Here is a 1901-nt window from a genome sequence, read left to right as displayed (position 1 = left end):
GTTTCAAGTTTCAAGTTTCAAGTTTCAAGTTTCAAGTTGAAACCCCAAAAAACGCACACGCTGCAAAACAAATTCCTGTCAACCGCTAACCGCTAACCGCTAACAGCTAACAGCTAACAGCTAACAGCTAACCAACAACCGAACCCTCTGCGGCAGCGTTTTGATTTCCAGTGGCAACCGTCCGGCGTAGTCACCGTCGAGTTCATAGGCGACACGTTGGTCGGATTCGAATCGCAGGCTTAGCACGTGATTCTCTTGGACGCTACCGAACCTTCGGTGCATTCCCGTCACGATGCCTAGCGCGTAGCCGAATCCGCTCAGCAGCCCGCGACCGGCGAAGGTGATCAGGTCCAGGTTTCCGTCGTCGCCGGTTGCCGAAGGATGAATCCGCAGTCCCGCGGCATAGCACGGCAGGTTGAACGCCATCGCCCAGCCGACCTGGCGTTGTTGAATGACTTCGCCGGAGACGTCGATCGCCGTGACGCGGATGGCGGGAAATCGATAGGCCCGACAGGTTTGCCAGATCGGTTTCAGGTAACTGTGGCGACGGATGTGTCCTTTGCGTCGCAGGTGCACTCGGCGGACGACTTCGGCATCGAACCCGGCCGTCGCCATGATCAGAAACAGTCGTCCGTTGGCTTCCCCGGCATCGACCTGGATCGCGCGTCCTTCGGTCAGTGTTTTCATCACTGCTTCGGCGGCGTTGGATTGCCCCAGGTACCTCGCCAGCAGGTTTTCGGTGCCCATCGGCATCGGCAGCAGTGGCGTTTCGGGGAACGTGCTGGACGCGACCAGGCTGATCGTTCCGTCACCGCCGGCGGCCACCACGACCGGTTGTGAAACACCGGTTTCACGCCGACGCGTCGCAACGGCGTTCAGTTCGCGGGGGCAGGTCACCGTCTGGTACTGGATCCCGGCGGCGGCGAGCAGCTCGGCCAACCGGGGCAATTGTTCGCGCGCCGCACCGCTGCCCGCCTTGGGGCTGGTAAACAAAATCACGTCCAACGTCATCGCTCTCGGTGCGGAAAATGTGCTTGTCTCTCGGGTACCTGACCCTCTTTGTCGCATCATTCTTCGAAGATTCCAACCAGATTCACGCAAGTTGCTGAGGGAATCTGCCTTGTCTTGGCACTTGCCCCGTTGGTAACACCCTTTCACGCCATGAATCGCGCGAGCTGTGAATGACCGCGCGGTGGCCCAAACACGATCCACGGACGGATTGCGTTTTCCTCGTCGAAACGGTTTGCCTTCGTCTAATGACACAACGAATCAATACGCACGGATGCCCCGAGACCGAAATCCGCTGGTGCAAGACCGCCGGCGGCGCGTCGGCATCCGCGATGATCGCGGGGCAACGCGGTGAAGCATCTATTGCCGGTCAATTACGAGCTCTCAGCGGCAGGGCGCAAGCCCTCCGGTCCCTCCTCTTTGCCAAGACACCGGCGGGCTCGCGCCCTACCGCTAAAAAATGCTTCACTGCGTTTATCGCGGGGGTTGCCTGTTTGGCGTTTTCACTGCCTGCGGCGGCCCAAATGGGCGGCGGCATGGGGGGCATGGGAGGCGGAGGTCCTCAGAGCGGCGGTCCGGCGGGACCGGCCGAACGTCCCAAGTTCCGCGATCACGTCCACAACCAGGATGCCCTGCCGATCGGCCGCGAACACGGCGACAAGGTCGTCACCAGTGTTCAAATCATTGGCAATCGAGCGCTCAGCGAGCATGAGATCCTGCAAAAGATGCAGACCAAGAAAGGGCGATTTTTCAGCCGCGAAGTCTTGCTCGGCGACGTCCATCGGTTGAACGAGATGAAATCGTTTGACCATGTCACTTTCAAAACCAAAGACAACGATGCCGGGGTCGACGTAACGTTTGTGGTGCATGAACGCGCCCTGATCTCCGCGATC

At 59.5% G+C, this 1901-nt stretch carries 2 protein-coding genes; one reads left to right on the top strand and one right to left on the bottom strand.

All coding sequences use genetic code 11. The annotated features are described in order from the left end of the window. Positions 1 to 120: 120 nt before the first annotated feature. Positions 121 to 1011, bottom strand: a complete 891-nt coding sequence (locus ABX749_RS31330; RefSeq protein WP_372899492.1) for a diacylglycerol kinase family protein — start codon at positions 1009 to 1011, stop codon at positions 121 to 123. A 245-nt stretch (positions 1012 to 1256) separates the two neighbouring features. Here ABX749_RS31330 and ABX749_RS31325 point away from each other — a divergent pair. Continuing rightward, positions 1257 to 1901 (top strand): POTRA domain-containing protein (locus ABX749_RS31325; protein WP_372899491.1); only part of this gene is annotated, 645 nt, incomplete at its 3' end.

It is taken from the genome of Stieleria sp. (genome assembly GCF_041595215.1).
Classification (GTDB): Bacteria; Planctomycetota; Planctomycetia; order Pirellulales; family Pirellulaceae; genus Stieleria; species Stieleria magnilauensis.
Note: the sequence above shows the minus strand (reverse complement) of the source record. Positions and strands in the feature narration are given on the sequence as shown.

Coding starts and splice junctions, on each gene's coding strand:
- ABX749_RS31330 (WP_372899492.1), bottom strand. CDS start 1,011: ATGACGTTGGACGTGATTTTGTTTACCAGCCCCAAGGCGGGCAGCGGT.